Origin of the sequence: Massilia polaris, assembly GCF_012927275.1 — a bacterium.
GTDB classification, from domain to species: domain Bacteria; phylum Pseudomonadota; class Gammaproteobacteria; order Burkholderiales; family Burkholderiaceae_D; genus Telluria_A; species Telluria_A polaris.
The window spans coordinates 57609-72368 of sequence record NZ_JABBGG010000013.1; the positions used below are offsets into that span (position 1 = coordinate 57609).

Here is a 14760-nt window from a genome sequence, read left to right on the forward strand (position 1 = left end):
GCAGTCCACTGAACAAATACCTGGACAGGAGCCGGCCGCATGCGCGGCTGGAGAACATGGCAAGAAAGCAATTTGATCTGATCGTCTTCGATTGGGACGGCACACTGATGGACAGCACCGCCACCATCGTCAAATGTATTCAGGCAGCAGCGAAGGACCTCGGTTTGCCGGTCCCGAATGATGAAGCAGCGTCGCACGTAATCGGGCTGGGCCTGTTTGAGGCGATGCAGGCAGTCATGCCGGGCATCGACCCGGCGATGTACCCGCGCATGGTGGAACGTTATCGCTTCCATTTCCTGTCGAAGGACCACGATCTGGTGCTGTTCGACGGCGTTCGCGAAATGCTGACTGAACTGTCGCAGCAGGCGTATTTCCTCGCCGTCGCCACCGGCAAGAGCCGGGTAGGGCTGAACCGCGCCCTGAACGCCGTCGGCCTGCTGTCGCTGTTCGACGCAACGCGTTGCGCCGACGAGACATTTTCCAAGCCACACCCTGCAATGTTGCAAGAATTGACAAGGGAATTGGGCCAGGACCTGCGCCGCACCGTTATGATCGGCGATACCACCCACGACTTGCTCATGGCCAATAACGCTGGCGCGTCCGGAATTGCGGTACAGTATGGCGCCCATCCGGTCGACCAGCTGCACGCCTGCGCGCCGCTGTATTCGGCCAGCACGGTTGGCGAATTGCATCAGTGGCTGGCTGAGAACGCCTGATGGCTGGCGAAACAGCGAACGAGGTATTCATTTGCGAGTCCGATGCCGTTGCTGAAGGCGGCAGGGGTGTGCGTTTTCCGGTGCTGGCGTTTGGCGATGCCGCCACCGGCTTCGTGGTGCGCTACGACGGCAAGCCGCACGCCTACCTGAACCGCTGCGCCCACGTTCCTATCGAGCTGGACTGGGCCGAAGGCGAGTTTTTCGAATCGAGCGGACTGTACCTGATGTGCGCCACCCATGGGGCGATCTACGTTCCCGACAGCGGCCTGTGCGCCGGCGGCCCCTGCAAGGGAGGCCGGCTGCGCCCGATCGCCGTGCGTGAGCTGGACGACAAGATTTACTGGCAGCCGGACGAATTCATTCGTCCGCCGCAGGCGAAGTGATTGTTTGAACCAAAAGCGAGTATGAACGAGAACCCGAATAACCAACCCGACAGCCGCACGACACCACGCGAGCTCAGCTCTAACTGGGAGCGTGAAACGCTGGAAAAGCTGATGTTCGCCACGCTGAAGGAACAGCGGGCGGCGCGGCGCTGGCACATCTTCTTCCGTTTGCTGATGATCGGCATCGCGGTGGTTGGACTGTGGATCTTTTTCGACCTGAGTATCCCTGGCGACGATGCCGAGGCGCTGGGCCGCCACACGGCATTGATTGAAATTGAAGGCAATATCGAAGAAGAAGGCAGCGGCGCGGCCGACAATGTCATCCCCTCGTTGAACAAGGCGTTCTCCGATAACGGCTCGGTCGCAGTGGTGCTGCGGATCAACAGCCCGGGCGGCAGCCCGGTGCAGGCGGGCATCATCGTCGACGAGATCAAGCGCCTGCGGCGCGGCTATCCGGCCAAGCAGCTGTATGTCGTGGTCGACGAAATGTGCGCCTCCGGCGGCTACTACATCGCCGCCGCCGCGGACCGCATTTTCGTGAACAAAGCGAGCATCGTCGGCTCGGTTGGCGTGCTGATGGACGGATTTGGCTTCACCGGCACGATGGAGAAGCTGGGCGTCGAACGGCGCCTGATGACGGCCGGCGAAAACAAGGGCTTCCTCGATCCGTTCAGCCCCCAGTCGGATAAGCACAAGGCGCACGCGCAGGCGATGCTCAATGAAATCCACCAGCAGTTCATCGGCGTGGTGCGGGCAGGGCGCGGCAAACGCCTGAAAGAAACCCCGGAAACCTTCTCCGGCCTGTACTGGAGCGGCGCGAAAGCCGTCGAGATGGGCCTGGCGGACGGCTTCGGCACGGTCGACAGCGTGGCGCGCGATATCGTCAAAGTCGAAGATATTGTCGACTACACCGCCCACGAAGGATTGCCTGAGCGCGTGCTGAAGAAGTTCGGCGCGGCGGTCGGCGAAGGCGCGGTCAAGGCGATGGGCCCAGGAAATCTTCCCCAACTGCGCTGATATTCCGATACATATTTACCTTGAATGTTCGGGCAGGTGTTCTATATTAAGACCTGTAGTTCATTCTAAGGGGGGGCGCTATTACCAATCCACCGATTTGGCATCATATTGACTGAAGGAAGCGAACTACCGCTGCATCATGTAATGCGGTACTGAGAGAATTCTAATTCCTCGTAGTGTGTCCCAGACGGGACTTGGAAACGACGGTGCAATGCCGTCGTTTTCTTTTGCTATGTCGCCGTTAAGTGTGGAAATGTGCACGTCGCCTGCGCGCGAAGTCGGGTCCGCCAGTGGCGGGCACGCGTTGGTAGTGAAGGCGCATTCCACACTTTACGGTGACATAGCCTTTTCTTTTGCCGTTCGGGTTTCGCGGAAACGGTATAAACGCTTAGCCGACGCAGGACCGGTCGCAGCGCTCATCTTCGGCGTTCAGGCGGTACAGGATTGGACGGGTTGCGCCGGATCCTGCCAGGGCGGCGGCGTCATGGGCATCGACCGGCTGCGAAAAGCCGCCGCGCGCGATCCAGTCCTGCAGGCCTTGCTGGGTTTTTGCGTACCAGCACGCGCGCGCCGACTGGCTGTGCGGCAGGTTCAGGTTGGCACAATGCCGGCGGCTGCCGTCCTGCCAGCGCGCGATCACGAATTTCGCCGCGATGTGCGCGGCACGGCTCAACGCCGACTGCTCGTTGATGCCATGCGCGTCAGCACAGGTCGTACCAGCAAGGTCCCCGGCGGTGTTGAAATCCCGATCAGAATCTTGATTGACGCTCATGCTGTTTCCCCTTTTTACGTTGTCGGCTTCGCGTTCGGCTTAAGGACGAGCTAGGTATTTTTACCAGAATCATTCAGCCGATTCCTAATGATGTTTCAGTGTATCAACGCGAAACCGGTCACTCTTGATCTTCCTCAAATGTGCAGCTTGCGCCGACTCAAATACCTAAAAACAATGAACTTTCCGCAAGGCACTGTCCAAAGCGTCCTTCCGAGCCCCCGGGCGTTCTGTTAAAGTCTCGCCCATGAGCAAATTATCCCTGGACCGCATCCTGCAATCGCAAGGTTTCGGCACCCGCAAATACTGCCGCGCGCTGATCGAAGACGGCGACGTTGCGATCAACGGCGAGATTCAAGACAGCTACAAGAGCACGGTCGACACCGATAACCTCGTCCTCGAGGTGTTCGGCGACGAGTGGAAGTACCGCCAGCACGTCTACATCGCGCTGAACAAGCCGGGCAACTTCGAATGTTCGCGCAAGCCGAGCCACCATCCCGGCGTGCTGACCCTGCTGCCGGAACAGTTCACCTGGCGCGATGTGCAGCCGGTGGGCCGCCTCGACCACGACACCACCGGCATGCTGCTGATGTCGGACGACGGCCCGTTCATTCATGCGCAGTCGTCGCCGAAGCGGCACGTTCCGAAAATCTACCAGGCCGCCACGGCCGAACCGGTCACGCCGGAGCTGATCGAACAGCTGCTGGCGGGCGTGCAGCTGCATGACGAACCGGCGCCGCTGGCGGCACTGTCGTGCGTGCAGCGCGGCGACAAGCTGCTCGAGATCGTCCTCGAACAAGGCAAGTATCACCAGGTCAAACGCATGCTGGCCGCGGCCGGCAACCACTGCAGCGCGCTGCACCGCTCCGCCATCGGCGGCCTGACGCTCGAATCGCTCGGCCTGGCCGAAGGCGAATGGTGCTTCCTGGAGCAAGCACAGCTGGACCTGCTCGTCCCGTAACCTCCAACGAACACATGAAACTTGCAACCATCAACGACGGTACGCGCGACGGCCAGTTGGCTGTTGTCTCGCGCGACCTGAAAACCGCGCACCTCGCCGACGGCATCGCCCCGACCATGCAGGCAGCGCTCGACGACTGGGCGTTCATCGCGCCGCAGCTGAACGAACTGTCGCAGCTATTAAATAGCGGGCGCGGGCGCCGCACCTTCGACTTCGACCCCGCCAAATGCATGGCGCCGCTGCCGCGCGCCTACCAGTGGGCGGATGGCTCGGCGTACGTGAACCACGTCGAACTGGTGCGCAAGGCGCGCAACGCCGAGATGCCGGAATCGTTCTGGGAAGACCCGCTGATGTACCAGGGCGGCAGCGACGATTTTATCGGGGCGATGGACGACATCGTGCTGGCCCATGAAGAGTGGGGCATCGACTTCGAAGCGGAAGTGGCCGTCATCACCGGCGACGTGCCGATGGGCGCGACCGCCGACGAGGCTTACCAGCAGATCCGGCTCCTGATGCTGGTGAACGATGTCTCGCTGCGCAACCTGATCCCGCCTGAACTGGCGAAAGGCTTCGGCTTCCTGCAATCGAAACCGGCCTCGAGTTTTTCGCCGGTGGCGGTGACGCCGGACGAACTGGGCGATGCGTGGAAGGGCGGCAAAGTGCACCTGCCACTGCGTTCGACCTGGAACGGCAAGCTGGTTGGGCAGCCGCATGCGGGTGTGGACATGGTCTTCAATTTCCCGCAACTGGTGGCGCACCTGTGCAAGACGCGCAACGCGCGGGCCGGCAGCATCGTCGGGTCGGGCACGGTGTCGAACAAGGACGCCAGCCGCGGCTATTCCTGCATCGCCGAAAAGCGCTGCCTGGAAATGATCGCCGACGGCGTCGCCGGCACGCCGTTCATGCTGTTTGGCGACACGATCAAGATTGAGATGCTGGATGGCGCCGGAAAGTCGATCTTCGGTGCCATCGAGCAGACCGTGAAGCAGGCTGAAGCGAAGCGTTCGCGGTAAGCGCAAACGGCTGGGCGAACGCCATTGCGATGCCTCCAAATCTGGTGTAACGTAGTTTTGTAGTTACGTCGCTACACTGGAGGGCGCCATGGGCACCGTCACGACATTAAATGGCCGCGAGTTCAACCAGAATACAAGCGAAGCAAAGAAGGCCGCCGAAAAAAGTCCCGTATTCATCACGGATCTCGGGCGACCTACCCATGTCCTGCTCTCGATTGAGGATTACCAGCGCCTCGAAGGATGGGGACGCAAGATCACCGACCTTTTGTACATGGAAGGTGTTGCCGAGATCGAGTTGGAAATGCCGACCTTTCCAGATGTTGCGGTAGCCGCCGACCTGTCCTGAAAGGCGGGATCTGAAGCAGGGGGCATGCTCAAAATGTGGTTCGAGAATCATATTCTTCCCGCACTATGGAAGTATCCTCGACGTTAATGTCGCAGTGGCGCGGCGAAGCCTGATCGCTAATTAATTACCCGACAATAGGGGATGTACATGCTGTCATCCGATGCGGCCAGCAACTGGCCGGTTCCGACCGTACATTCCCCCAACATCGGCGCGGTGCGCCTGGCCGCGGGGCTACTGCAGGGCATGGTTCTTTACCTGCTGTATCAGGCAGTCAAAGACAAAGCATGGCCGGCGACTGAGCCTTTATTGTCAGGTCCACTGCTGCTGGTGTGGCTGATTGTTCCGGTCATCTTTATCTCCAGCCTGGGCGTGCTAAACCGGCGACAGCTTATCATTTGGATTCCGGCAGCCGCCGCCGTGCTGGCCGCCCTCGGTGTTTACGACGTCTGGCGTGCTGCCAGCCTGAATGCGGCGCCGTACGCGGCGAATAACAAGTCGGTTCACCTTTCCAGTCAACTCATCTTTGTCTCGACGGTCGGGTTCTTCATTGCACAGTCGCTGATCATGGCCGCCGCTGGCGAGAAGCGCCGCATCGCCTCGTACCCGGCTTACTTTGAAACCGCGTGGAAGCAATTCGTGCAACTCGCTTTCAGCGGATTGTTCGTCGGGGTCGTCTGGCTGGTCTTGTTATTGGGTTCGGAGCTGTTCATGCTGATCAAGCTGGACTTCCTTCGCAAGCTGATCAACGAATCGTGGTTCGTCATTCCGGTGATCGCCTTTGCTTTTTCGTGCGCGATGCACATCACCGACGTGCGCCCGGCCATCGTGCGCGGCATCCGCACCTTGCTGCTGGTGCTGATGTCGTGGATCCTGCCGGTCGCCGTGCTGGTCATCGGCGGCTTCCTGCTTAGCTTGCCGTTCACCGGCCTTGAACCGCTGTGGGATACCCGCAGCGCCACGGGGGTATTGCTCGGTGCGGCGGCCCTGTTGATTGTGCTGATCAATGCCGCCTTCCAGGACGGCGCGCCGGACGTGGCGGCTGCGCGGGTCGTCCAGGGCAGCGTCCGTCTCGCGGCCTTGCTGCTGGTGCCGATAGTGGTGATCGCCATGTACGCGCTGGGACTTCGCGTAGGCGACTACGGGTGGACAACAAGCCGGATCCTGGCAGCCGCGTGTCTCATCGTTGCATCGCTTTATGCATCCGGCTATGCATGTGCGGCGTTGCGTCCGGCGCGGCTTGGTGCGATCTCCGGCACCAATATCGCCAACGCATTTGTCGTACTGGTCATGCTATTGGTGCTTTTCTCGCCGCTCGGTGACCCGGCCCGGTTGTCGGTCGCGAACCAGATGGCGCGCCTGGAGGCTGGCAAGGTACCCGTGGACAAGTTCGATTTTACTTACCTGCGGTTCGAAGGCGAGCGCTATGGGCAGGCGGCGCTTGAAAAGCTTCGCGCCAGCGCCCAGGGCAAGGATGCGCAGACGGTGCGCGACCGGATCGCGGAAGTGCAGAAGCTAAAGGGCCGCGGGCCCCGTCCGGAAGACTTCATGGCGCGGCCCGCGCCAGTCAGGCTCAGCGCTAAAGCGCGGGTGTGGCCGAAGGGAAGCCAGTTGCCGGCCTCGTTCCTGCAAACGGATTTGAATTTGCTCGCCGGATCTCCGTACCCGGCATGCTTGCGCGGGGAACAGGGGGACTGCGACATCGTTCTGGTCGACCTCACGGCTGACGGAAATCCGGAAATCGTGATGCTTAGTGCGTTACCGGACGCGAACGCCGTAGTCGTGGGCGAAACCAAACCGGGACAGTGGCGCGCGCTCGGCACGCTCCCGTCCAGTCTTGCCGCGTGTGGACCGCTACGGAAGGCATTACTCGACGGGCAATACAATCTGGTGCCACCTGCTATCAGCGAACTGCAAGTCGCAGGAACGCGCCTGGCGGTTCGTCCTAGGTGGGAGCCCGAAGTCTTTGAATGTAAGGACGAGGCGCGGTAAAGCCCGTCGCCGCAGGCTCCATTCGACGCGTTCCCGGTACGGGCAACGGGCCGTCCACCTCATGGAGAAGTTTTGGGCGCCTTTCGCGGACGACCGTTGAGCTGGCCGTTTGTCTGTGCCGCGACTGTTCTTGCCTCTCTTGAAACCCGCCCGCTCGCTGTTTCCATCTGGGGGGGGCGACCCATTGTCTGAACTCAAGCAGATCTTCCAGCAGGGCGGGAAGGTAAACGTCCGCGTCAATTTTTGGGAAATGTACGCCAAGTCCTGACGGGCTGATCTCCGCCCCCTTGCGGTCGGCCGGCAGCGCCGCGCAGACGTCGCTTGAGAGCGCCTGCGCCAGGTCGAAGGCGCGCACCAGCCCGGCCGCGCCGAATGATTCGCTGTTGACCGTCCCCGGCAATGCCTTCGACTCGCCCGGCGGCAGGCGCGCCAGCAGTTCGGCACGCTCCGCTTCCGCGGTCGCCTTGCGGATCTCCGCTTCGCGCTGTGCGACCAGCGCGTCGGTGGTGGCCTGGTACAGCTTCAGGTCGAGCACATTCTTCGCTGCCTCGACCTCGGATTTGGTCTGCGCCAGCGTCGGACCGCTCGCGCAGGCCAGCGCCAGGATCAACAGGCAGGCGAGGGGAGATCGGTTCCATTTTGTCATCGTGCTTCCTCCATGGTCTTTGCGCTATTCCACATTTTGCTGCGCGTGAGCAACCTTGCCTTTGTGCACGCTCATGGATTGGGATTGCCGATTCCTTAATCAAAGCCCGGGCTAGCGTCGATATAACCGGACTTTGCGCCCCTGTTCGTCCGATTGTCCTGAAGCAATATCGCGAATAATGTGACCTTGCCCACCAGGAGTTGAGATGTCCGACGAAAGCGACGCAGAAAAGACCGAACCCGCGTCAGCCAAGCGATTGGAGCAGGCGCGCGAAGAAGGCGACGTGCCCCGATCGCGCGAATTGGCAACTTTTACCGTATTGATGACCGCCGGCGCCGGCCTGTGGATGACGGGCGGCGGACTGGTGCGCCAGCTCAACGCCACCATGGTGTCGGGCCTGGCGCTCACGCGTGAGCAAATCTACAACCCAACCGTGTTGATCGAGCGCGTTACCTCCGATATCGCCCAGGTCATGCTGGCCTGCCTGCCACTGGCAATCGCCATCATGATCGTCGCGCTGGCCTCGCCGCTGCTGATCGGCGGCTGGCTGTTTTCCAGCAAGGCTTTCATGCCGAACTTCGGCAAGCTGAACCCGATCAAGGGTATTGGCAACATGTTCTCCAAGAATGCACTCGTCGAGCTGTTCAAGGCGATCGCCAAGACCGTCGTGGTCGGTGCGGTCGCCTACCTCGTGATCGTCAACCAGAAGGACGCCGTGTTCGGCCTGGCCGTCGAGGAAGTACGCTCCGGCAGCGCCCACCTGGTCGACATGATGGCCTCGGCCTTCCTGTTCATCGTTGGCGGCCTCGGCCTGGTCGCGGCGATCGACGGCCCGTACCAGATGTGGCACTACAGCGACAAGCTGAAGATGACCCGCCAGGAAGTCATCCAGGAATCGAAGGAATCGGACGGTAACCCGCAAATCAAGGGCAAGATCCGCCAGTTGCAGCGCGAGATGGCCCAGCGCCGCATGATGGACGCGATTCCGACCGCCGACGTGGTGGTGACCAACCCGACCCACTATGCGGTCGCGCTGAAGTACGCCGACGGCGAACGCGGCGCGCCGCGCGTGGTCGCCAAGGGCGCCGACGTGATCGCGGCCCGCATCCGCGAACTGGCCAAGGAAAACAATGTCGCCATGCTGGAAGCCCCGGCACTGGCCCGTGCGCTGCACAAGCACACCGAAATCGGCGACGAGATCCCGGAGGCGCTGTACTCGGCGGTTGCCGAAGTGCTGGCTTACGTGTTCCAGCTGCGCGCCTTCAAGAAGGGCGACGGCAAGCATCCTGACCGTCCGGGCAAGCTGCCGGTACCGCCAGAGCTCGATCCGCACGACCCGGCATCGCAAAAGAAACCAGATACGAATAACGGAGCACCCCGATGAACAGCATGAAACTTCCGGCATGGTTGCCAAACATGAAGGGCGGCGCCACGTCACTTGCGGCGCCCGTGCTGATCATCATGCTGCTGGGCATGATGATCCTGCCGCTGCCGGCGTTCGTGCTGGACTTGTTCTTCAGCTTCAACATCGCGCTGTCGGTCATCGTCCTGCTGACCGCACTGTATACAGTCAAGCCGCTCGACTTCATGGCGTTTCCGGCGATCCTGCTGGTGTCGACCATGCTGCGCCTGTCGCTGAACGTGGCGTCGACCCGCGTGGTGCTGACCGAAGGCCACACCGGCGGCGCCGCTGCCGGTAAGGTCATCGAGGCCTTCGGCCACTTCCTGATCGGCGGTAACTACGCGGTCGGTATCATCGTCTTCATCATCCTGACCATCATTAACTTTACCGTCGTCACCAAGGGTGCCGGCCGTATCGCTGAAGTGGGCGCGCGCTTTGCCCTGGACGCGATGCCGGGCAAGCAGATGGCGATCGACGCCGACCTCAACGCCGGCCTGATCCCGGAAGACGAAGCACGCCGCCGCCGTACCGAAGTCGCGCAGGAAGCCGAGTTCTACGGCGCGATGGACGGTGCGTCCAAGTACGTTCGCGGTGACGCTGTCGCCGGTATCATGGTTACCGTCATCAACGTGGTCGGCGGCCTGCTGGTCGGTATCCTGCAGCACGACATGGCCTTCGGCGACGCCGCCAAGACCTACACCCTGCTCGCCATCGGCGACGGCCTGGTGGCGCAGATTCCATCGCTGATCATCTCGACCGCGGCCGGTATCGTGGTGTCGCGCGTGGCCAGCGACCAGGACGTCGGCACCCAGCTGGTACGCCAGCTGTTCGCCAAGCCGGAAGTGCTGTACATCACCGCCGTCATCGTCGGCGGCATGGGCCTGATCCCGGGCATGCCCAACCTGGTGTTCCTGCTGCTGGCCGCGATGCTGGGCGGCGCCGGCTATGCAGTGGCCAAGCGCGACAAGGCGCCCAAAGTGGATGAGGTCGCAGCCGCCGCAGCCGCTGCCGCTGCCACATCGCCGACCGCCGCGCCGGAGCAGGAGGAAGCGAGCTGGCAGGACATCATGCCGGTCGACACCCTCGGCCTCGAAGTCGGCTACCGCCTGATCCCGCTGGTCGACAAGGGCCAGAACGGCGAGCTGCTCAAGCGCATCAAAGGCATTCGCAAGAAGTTCGCGCAGGAAGTCGGCTTCCTGGCGCCGCCAGTGCACATCCGCGACAACCTGGAACTGAAACCGTCGGCTTACCGCATCACGCTCAAGGGCGTGGAAGTGGGCAGCGGCGAAGCGCTCAACGGCCAGTTCCTCGCGATCAATCCTGGCATGGCCACCGGCAACCTGCCGGGGCTGGTCACCACCGACCCTGCGTTCGGCTTGCCGGCGACCTGGATCGACGCCGGCCTGCGCGACGAAGCGCAGAGCATGGGTTACACCGTGGTCGATGCGGGCACCGTTGTCGCCACGCACATGAATCACCTGATCACGACCCACGCGTCGGAACTGCTGGGCCGCGGCGAAGTGCAGGCATTGCTGGACCACCTCGGCAAGGAATCGCCGAAGCTGGTGGAAGACCTGGTGCCGAAGCTGGTGTCGTTGTCGACGCTGCAGAAGGTGTTGCAGAACCTGCTGGTCGAAGGCGTACACATCCGCGACATGCGCTCGATTATCGAAACGCTGGCCGAGTACGCTGTGCAGACGCAGGACCCGAACGAACTGACCGCGCTGGTGCGCATCTCGCTGGGCCGCGCGATTGTCCAGCAGCTATTCCCGGGCACCAATGAACTGGCCGTGATGACGCTGGATAACCGCCTCGAGCGTTTGCTGATGCAGGCGATGGGCGCGGGCGGCGACGGCAGCGGTATCGAGCCGGGCCTGGCCGATACCATCGCCCAGCAGGCCGGCGCTGCTGCCCAGCAGCAGGAAGCGCTGGGCTTGACACCGGTGCTGCTGGTGCCGGGACCGTTGCGTCCGCTGCTGTCACGCTTCCTGCGCCGCGCCTTGCCTCAGTTGAAGGTGTTGTCGCACAGCGAAGTGCCGGAGACCAAGACCATCAAGGTGACCAGCCTGGTTGGCGTGCCGGGATAAGCGCAAATGCTCATCCGTCCGACGCGTGCCTGATCGGTGGATGACCGATCAGGCCGGATTCATGCGCGTTGGCGCCGCCTATAGTTGCGGATATGGCGCTCCGTTGCCAAGAGGAGAAAGGTGAGCGCCAGCGTCACGCATAACGAAATCGTGAAGACAACGATGAGCTCCAAATTTGCCAGATCTTCGCCGTCTGCGGACCCGAAAACGCTAATGAGGCGAATCCAGAACGCGTCAGGGAAGCGGGGGAAGGCGTCTGGGTAGGTGAACCAAATGCGCGTCACGGTTACGGTCGTGACCGTAACCCAGCCCCAAAGCAGCGTCAGGCGGACAGCTTTTTTCATCGCACGACAACTACGCCGTAGGCTTGAAGCTGGCTTCCTGGAACAACGCTCGGCGTTGAGGCTTTTAGATAAGCGCGCAACTTTTGATGATCGGTTCGGTCTGCCACGGTGATACAGCCTTGGCTTATGCCTGACGGACCTTTAGGATGGAGGCGAAAATTCCCCCGCTTTACTTGATTGCAGAAAGTCTCGTCATCGATCGTTCGGTCGATTGCGTAAAGGGCAAACCAGTCATCATGGCCGTTTAACATATCCCTGAACGCGCCAAGGAGTCCTCCCGATTGACGGTCAAAAATGTAATACCGTCCAGGCGGAATCGGCCCGCTACCGGCCTGGCACGCGAACGCGCGTCGATTCACATGTGTTCCAAAGCCAGAGAAAGCTGGAATGGACAAGGTATTCGACTTGAAGGTGCTCATCGCTTTTCCGTTGAGATCAAACGAGCAATTAATCATGGTGCATTTCCCCCGTTGTGGATCGATGTTCCCGCCTGATCTTAGGCCTTGTGCAGCGGAACAATCTTGATCTTAGGTAAGAGGGAAGAATCCGTGAAAGTGCTTCGGATCGGATGCATGCTGAGGTTGCTCAGCCGGCATCACGAGGTGTCGGAGGCCAAAACAATCAAGCTCGCCAGCATAGTTAGCGCGCCGGGTTAATGCGTGCAGTGCTCGTAGTGGTGTCGAACAGGTTTCAGGCAGCCGGCGCGTGCGCGCAAGCCGATCTAAGCCAGCAATAGTGCCATATCTTCCTAGCAACTTCGAATTCCTCGATTCCGCCAGTCCCGTTCAGCCGCCGCGCTGATTTGAAATGACCCCCATTTCCCCGCCTTTTCCCCCGATGGTTTCTTCAGAGCATCGTCAATAATGGCTCCTATGAGATCGTCAATGTGCGCCATGTGGCGGCACGTTAAGCAGGTATCCGGGAGTCGAGCAAAATGAACGTCAAGAAATTCACCGCCGCTACATCACGCGAGGCCCTGCGCAAGGTACGCGATGCCCTCGGGCCGGATGCTGTCATCCTCTCGAACCGCCCGGTGGATGGCGTGGTTGAAATCCTGGCCCTGGCCAGCGACGACGCCGCCTCGGTTACGGCGCCAGCGCCGGACACCGAAATGGCCCAGCCGCGCCCGAGCCTGCACATTCCTGCCGAGCCTGCCGTCAACCGCCGCGCCGCCGCCCCGCAAGACCCGTACACCCCGCACGTTGCACCGCCGGCGCCTGCCTTCGACATGGCCCAGATGTCGTCGCTGATGCAAGCGGCCCTCGCCCACGCCAAGGACAGCGCCACCGCCGAAATGAGCGGCATGATGGAAGAAATCCGCGCCATGCGCGGCCAGATGGAAACCCAGCTGGCCGAAATCGCCTGGGGCGCCACCGCCCAGCGCGAGCCGCAGAAAGCCGGCGTGCTGCGTGAAATGCTGGCGGCCGGCTTCTCGGCCAGCCTGTCGCGCTACCTGATCGAGAAACTGCCCGCCGGTAAAGACTCGGCAGACAGCCTTCGCTGGATCAAGACCGTCCTCAACCGCAACCTGACCACCCTCGAGAATGAAGACGAGATCCTGGAAAAGGGCGGCGTGTTCGCGCTGGTCGGCCCGACCGGCGTCGGCAAGACCACCACCACCGCCAAGCTGGCGGCCCGTTGCGTAATGCGCCACGGACCGGAAAAGCTGGCCCTGATCACCACCGACGCTTATCGTATCGGCGCGCACGAGCAGCTGCGCATCTACGGCAAGATCCTCGGCGTGATGGTGCACTCGGTCAAGGATGAAGCCGACCTGCGCATCGCCCTGAAGGAACTGCGCAACAAGCACACCGTGCTGATCGATACGGTCGGCGTCTCGCAGCGCGACCAGAATGTCGCCGAGCAAGTGGCGATGCTGGCCGGAAGCGGCGCCGACGTGAAGCGCCTGCTGTGCCTGAACGCGACCTCGACCAACGAAACGCTGAACGAAGTCGTGCGCGCCTACCAGGGCAGCGGCCTGGCCGGCTGCATCATGACCAAGCTGGACGAAGCCGCGTCGATCGGCAACGTGCTCGACGTGATCATCCGCCAGAAACTGAACCTGTTCTACATTTCCAACGGCCAGCGCGTGCCGGAAGACCTGCACCTGGCCGACCGCGGCATGCTGGTCGACCGCGCCTTCCGCCTCAAGCGCGACGCCGCCGCCACCCAATTTTCCGATGCCGAACTGCCGCTGCTGATGGCCGCGACCAGCACCGCGCGCAACGACCGTACGCTGCGCGAGGTGCGCCTTGGCTAACTTCGATTTCGACCAGGCCGAAGGCCTGCGCCGGATGCTGGCGGGTCCTAAGCCACGCATCGTCACTTTCCTTTCCGCCACGCCGCACGACGACAAGGGCGCCATGCTGGTCAACCTCGGCGCCTCGCTGGCCCACGCCGGCAGCGACGTGCTGCTGGTCGACGCCTCCGAGCGCGGCCAGGGCATTGCCCGCCGGCTCGGCATCGATGGCGCGCCAAGCTTGCTGTCGGTGGCGCGCCAGGAATGCGCGCTGAACCAGGTGATCCACCAGGCCCCGCAAGGTTTCGGCGTGCTCAGCATGCTGCACGGCGCCCGCTACGACGCCGACGACGCGCGCCGCATGGCCAAGTCCTTCGACATGCTGGTCAAGCAGTCCGGCATCGTGATGGTCGACGGCGAGCTGGCCGACGACGACAGCTTCCCGCTGCCGGTCATGGCCGCGTCGGAGATCGTGGTGCAGGTCTCGACCAGCGCCGCCTCGATCACCAACGCCTACACCCTGATCAAGCGTTTGTCCCAGCAATACGGGCGCCGCCCGTTCGGCATTCTCGTCACTAATGCTTCTGAGACAGAAGCGAAGGTGGTATACGATAATATGGCAACTGCGGCAAGCCGCTACCTGGCAGTGCAGCTGACGTCGATGGGATCGGTTCCCGCCGACGAACACCTGCACCGCGCAGCGCGCCTTGGCCGTTCGGTGGTTGATGCGTTCCCGTTGGCAGGCGCGTCGGTTGCGTTCCGCCGCCTGGCGGGCCGCTTCGCGCTGCCTGGCATGCCACAACTCGGCCGTACTGGCGGCAATACCCAACTGGGCGCATAAAAAAAAC

15 protein-coding genes are annotated in these 14760 nt (G+C 62.0%); 11 read left to right on the plus strand and 4 right to left on the minus strand.

Annotated features, from left to right (window positions below):
• The first annotated feature begins 56 nt into the window (after positions 1–56).
• Genes HHL21_RS18995 through HHL21_RS19005 form a run of 3 tightly spaced genes read left to right on the plus strand, consistent with a single transcriptional unit; the run spans position 57 to position 2116 of the window.
• Positions 57–716: an HAD-IA family hydrolase gene (locus HHL21_RS18995; RefSeq protein WP_169468785.1), complete on the plus strand. Its 660-nt coding sequence runs from the start codon at positions 57–59 to the stop codon at positions 714–716.
• The gene (locus HHL21_RS19000; protein ID WP_169468787.1) at positions 716–1099 is read left to right on the plus strand and encodes a Rieske (2Fe-2S) protein; all 384 of its coding nucleotides are present in this window, start codon (positions 716–718) and stop codon (positions 1097–1099) included. The genes HHL21_RS18995 and HHL21_RS19000 overlap by 1 nt, the downstream gene beginning before the upstream one ends.
• Positions 1100–1120: 21 nt before the next feature.
• A complete protein-coding gene (locus tag HHL21_RS19005) occupies positions 1121–2116 on the plus strand; it encodes a S49 family peptidase (RefSeq protein WP_169468919.1) in 996 nt (331 codons plus the stop codon).
• Positions 2117–2504: 388 nt separating this feature from the next.
• Here HHL21_RS19005 and HHL21_RS19010 read toward each other — a convergent pair whose 3' ends face one another.
• A complete protein-coding gene (locus HHL21_RS19010; protein ID WP_169468789.1) occupies positions 2505–2888 on the minus strand; it encodes a hypothetical protein in 384 nt (127 codons plus the stop codon).
• Positions 2889–3132: 244 nt separating this feature from the next.
• Between HHL21_RS19010 and HHL21_RS19015 the strand changes: the two genes are divergently transcribed.
• The 4 genes from HHL21_RS19015 (at position 3133) to HHL21_RS19030 (ending at position 7194) form a co-directional block, all read left to right on the plus strand.
• On the plus strand, positions 3133–3846 hold the full coding sequence (locus HHL21_RS19015) for a pseudouridine synthase (protein WP_169468791.1): 714 nt from the start codon (positions 3133–3135) through the stop codon (positions 3844–3846).
• Positions 3847–3860: 14 nt separating this feature from the next.
• Positions 3861–4859 (plus strand): fumarylacetoacetate hydrolase family protein, encoded by a 999-nt coding sequence (locus HHL21_RS19020; RefSeq protein WP_169468793.1) that lies wholly within the window; start codon positions 3861–3863, stop codon positions 4857–4859.
• 88 nt (positions 4860–4947) lie between these two features.
• Positions 4948–5205 carry a type II toxin-antitoxin system prevent-host-death family antitoxin gene (locus HHL21_RS19025; RefSeq protein WP_169468795.1) on the plus strand — a complete coding sequence of 86 codons (258 nt, stop codon included), beginning with the start codon at positions 4948–4950 and terminating at the stop codon, positions 5203–5205.
• Between the two features lie 147 nt (positions 5206–5352).
• Positions 5353–7194: a DUF4153 domain-containing protein gene (locus HHL21_RS19030; protein WP_169468797.1), complete on the plus strand. Its 1842-nt coding sequence runs from the start codon at positions 5353–5355 to the stop codon at positions 7192–7194.
• Here HHL21_RS19030 and HHL21_RS21465 read toward each other — a convergent pair.
• Positions 7148–7840, minus strand: a complete 693-nt coding sequence (locus HHL21_RS21465; RefSeq protein WP_206085913.1) for a DUF2442 domain-containing protein — start codon at positions 7838–7840, stop codon at positions 7148–7150. The genes HHL21_RS19030 and HHL21_RS21465 overlap by 47 nt on opposite strands.
• A gap of 205 nt (positions 7841–8045) precedes the next feature.
• Between HHL21_RS21465 and flhB the strand changes: the two genes are divergently transcribed.
• Together flhB and flhA are read left to right on the plus strand one after the other, a co-directional pair.
• Positions 8046–9224 (plus strand): flagellar biosynthesis protein FlhB, encoded by a 1179-nt coding sequence (flhB, locus tag HHL21_RS19040; RefSeq protein ID WP_169468799.1) that lies wholly within the window; start codon positions 8046–8048, stop codon positions 9222–9224.
• A complete protein-coding gene (flhA, locus tag HHL21_RS19045) occupies positions 9221–11329 on the plus strand; it encodes a flagellar biosynthesis protein FlhA (protein WP_169468801.1) in 2109 nt (702 codons plus the stop codon). Before flhB ends, flhA begins: the two co-directional genes overlap by 4 nt.
• Before the next feature lie 59 nt (positions 11330–11388).
• Here the strand turns inward: flhA and HHL21_RS19050 are convergent, their stop codons facing one another.
• Positions 11389–11673, minus strand: a complete 285-nt coding sequence (locus HHL21_RS19050) for a hypothetical protein (protein WP_169468803.1) — start codon at positions 11671–11673, stop codon at positions 11389–11391.
• Positions 11670–12092 carry a DUF2778 domain-containing protein gene (locus HHL21_RS19055; protein ID WP_370659763.1) on the minus strand — a complete coding sequence of 141 codons (423 nt, stop codon included), beginning with the start codon at positions 12090–12092 and terminating at the stop codon, positions 11670–11672. The genes HHL21_RS19050 and HHL21_RS19055 overlap by 4 nt, the downstream gene beginning before the upstream one ends.
• Positions 12093–12607: 515 nt before the next feature.
• On the opposite strand from HHL21_RS19055, the gene flhF reads away from it, so the two are divergent.
• Both flhF and HHL21_RS19065 read left to right on the plus strand, forming a co-directional pair.
• Positions 12608–13933 (plus strand): flagellar biosynthesis GTPase FlhF, encoded by a 1326-nt coding sequence (flhF, locus tag HHL21_RS19060; protein ID WP_169468807.1) that lies wholly within the window; start codon positions 12608–12610, stop codon positions 13931–13933.
• Positions 13926–14753 (plus strand): MinD/ParA family ATP-binding protein, encoded by an 828-nt coding sequence (locus tag HHL21_RS19065; protein ID WP_169468809.1) that lies wholly within the window; start codon positions 13926–13928, stop codon positions 14751–14753. Before flhF ends, HHL21_RS19065 begins: the two co-directional genes overlap by 8 nt.
• The last annotated feature ends 7 nt before the right edge of the window (positions 14754–14760 follow it).

Bases quoted from the DNA above. Each gene is read 5' to 3' on its own strand.
- HHL21_RS19000 (WP_169468787.1), top strand. From the start codon at position 716: ATGGCTGGCGAAACAGCGAACGAGGTATTCATTTGCGAGTCCGATGCC.
- HHL21_RS21465 (WP_206085913.1), bottom strand. From the start codon at position 7,840: ATGACAAAATGGAACCGATCTCCCCTCGCCTGCCTGTTGATCCTGGCG.
- HHL21_RS19050 (WP_169468803.1), bottom strand. From the start codon at position 11,673: ATGAAAAAAGCTGTCCGCCTGACGCTGCTTTGGGGCTGGGTTACGGTC.
- flhF (WP_169468807.1), top strand. From the start codon at position 12,608: ATGAACGTCAAGAAATTCACCGCCGCTACATCACGCGAGGCCCTGCGC.
- flhA (WP_169468801.1), top strand. From the start codon at position 9,221: ATGAACAGCATGAAACTTCCGGCATGGTTGCCAAACATGAAGGGCGGC.
- HHL21_RS19005 (WP_169468919.1), top strand. From the start codon at position 1,121: ATGAACGAGAACCCGAATAACCAACCCGACAGCCGCACGACACCACGC.
- HHL21_RS19020 (WP_169468793.1), top strand. From the start codon at position 3,861: ATGAAACTTGCAACCATCAACGACGGTACGCGCGACGGCCAGTTGGCT.
- HHL21_RS19030 (WP_169468797.1), top strand. From the start codon at position 5,353: ATGCTGTCATCCGATGCGGCCAGCAACTGGCCGGTTCCGACCGTACAT.
- HHL21_RS18995 (WP_169468785.1), top strand. From the start codon at position 57: ATGGCAAGAAAGCAATTTGATCTGATCGTCTTCGATTGGGACGGCACA.
- HHL21_RS19015 (WP_169468791.1), top strand. From the start codon at position 3,133: ATGAGCAAATTATCCCTGGACCGCATCCTGCAATCGCAAGGTTTCGGC.
- flhB (WP_169468799.1), top strand. From the start codon at position 8,046: ATGTCCGACGAAAGCGACGCAGAAAAGACCGAACCCGCGTCAGCCAAG.
- HHL21_RS19055 (WP_370659763.1), bottom strand. From the start codon at position 12,092: ATGAGCACCTTCAAGTCGAATACCTTGTCCATTCCAGCTTTCTCTGGC.
- HHL21_RS19010 (WP_169468789.1), bottom strand. From the start codon at position 2,888: ATGAGCGTCAATCAAGATTCTGATCGGGATTTCAACACCGCCGGGGAC.
- HHL21_RS19025 (WP_169468795.1), top strand. From the start codon at position 4,948: ATGGGCACCGTCACGACATTAAATGGCCGCGAGTTCAACCAGAATACA.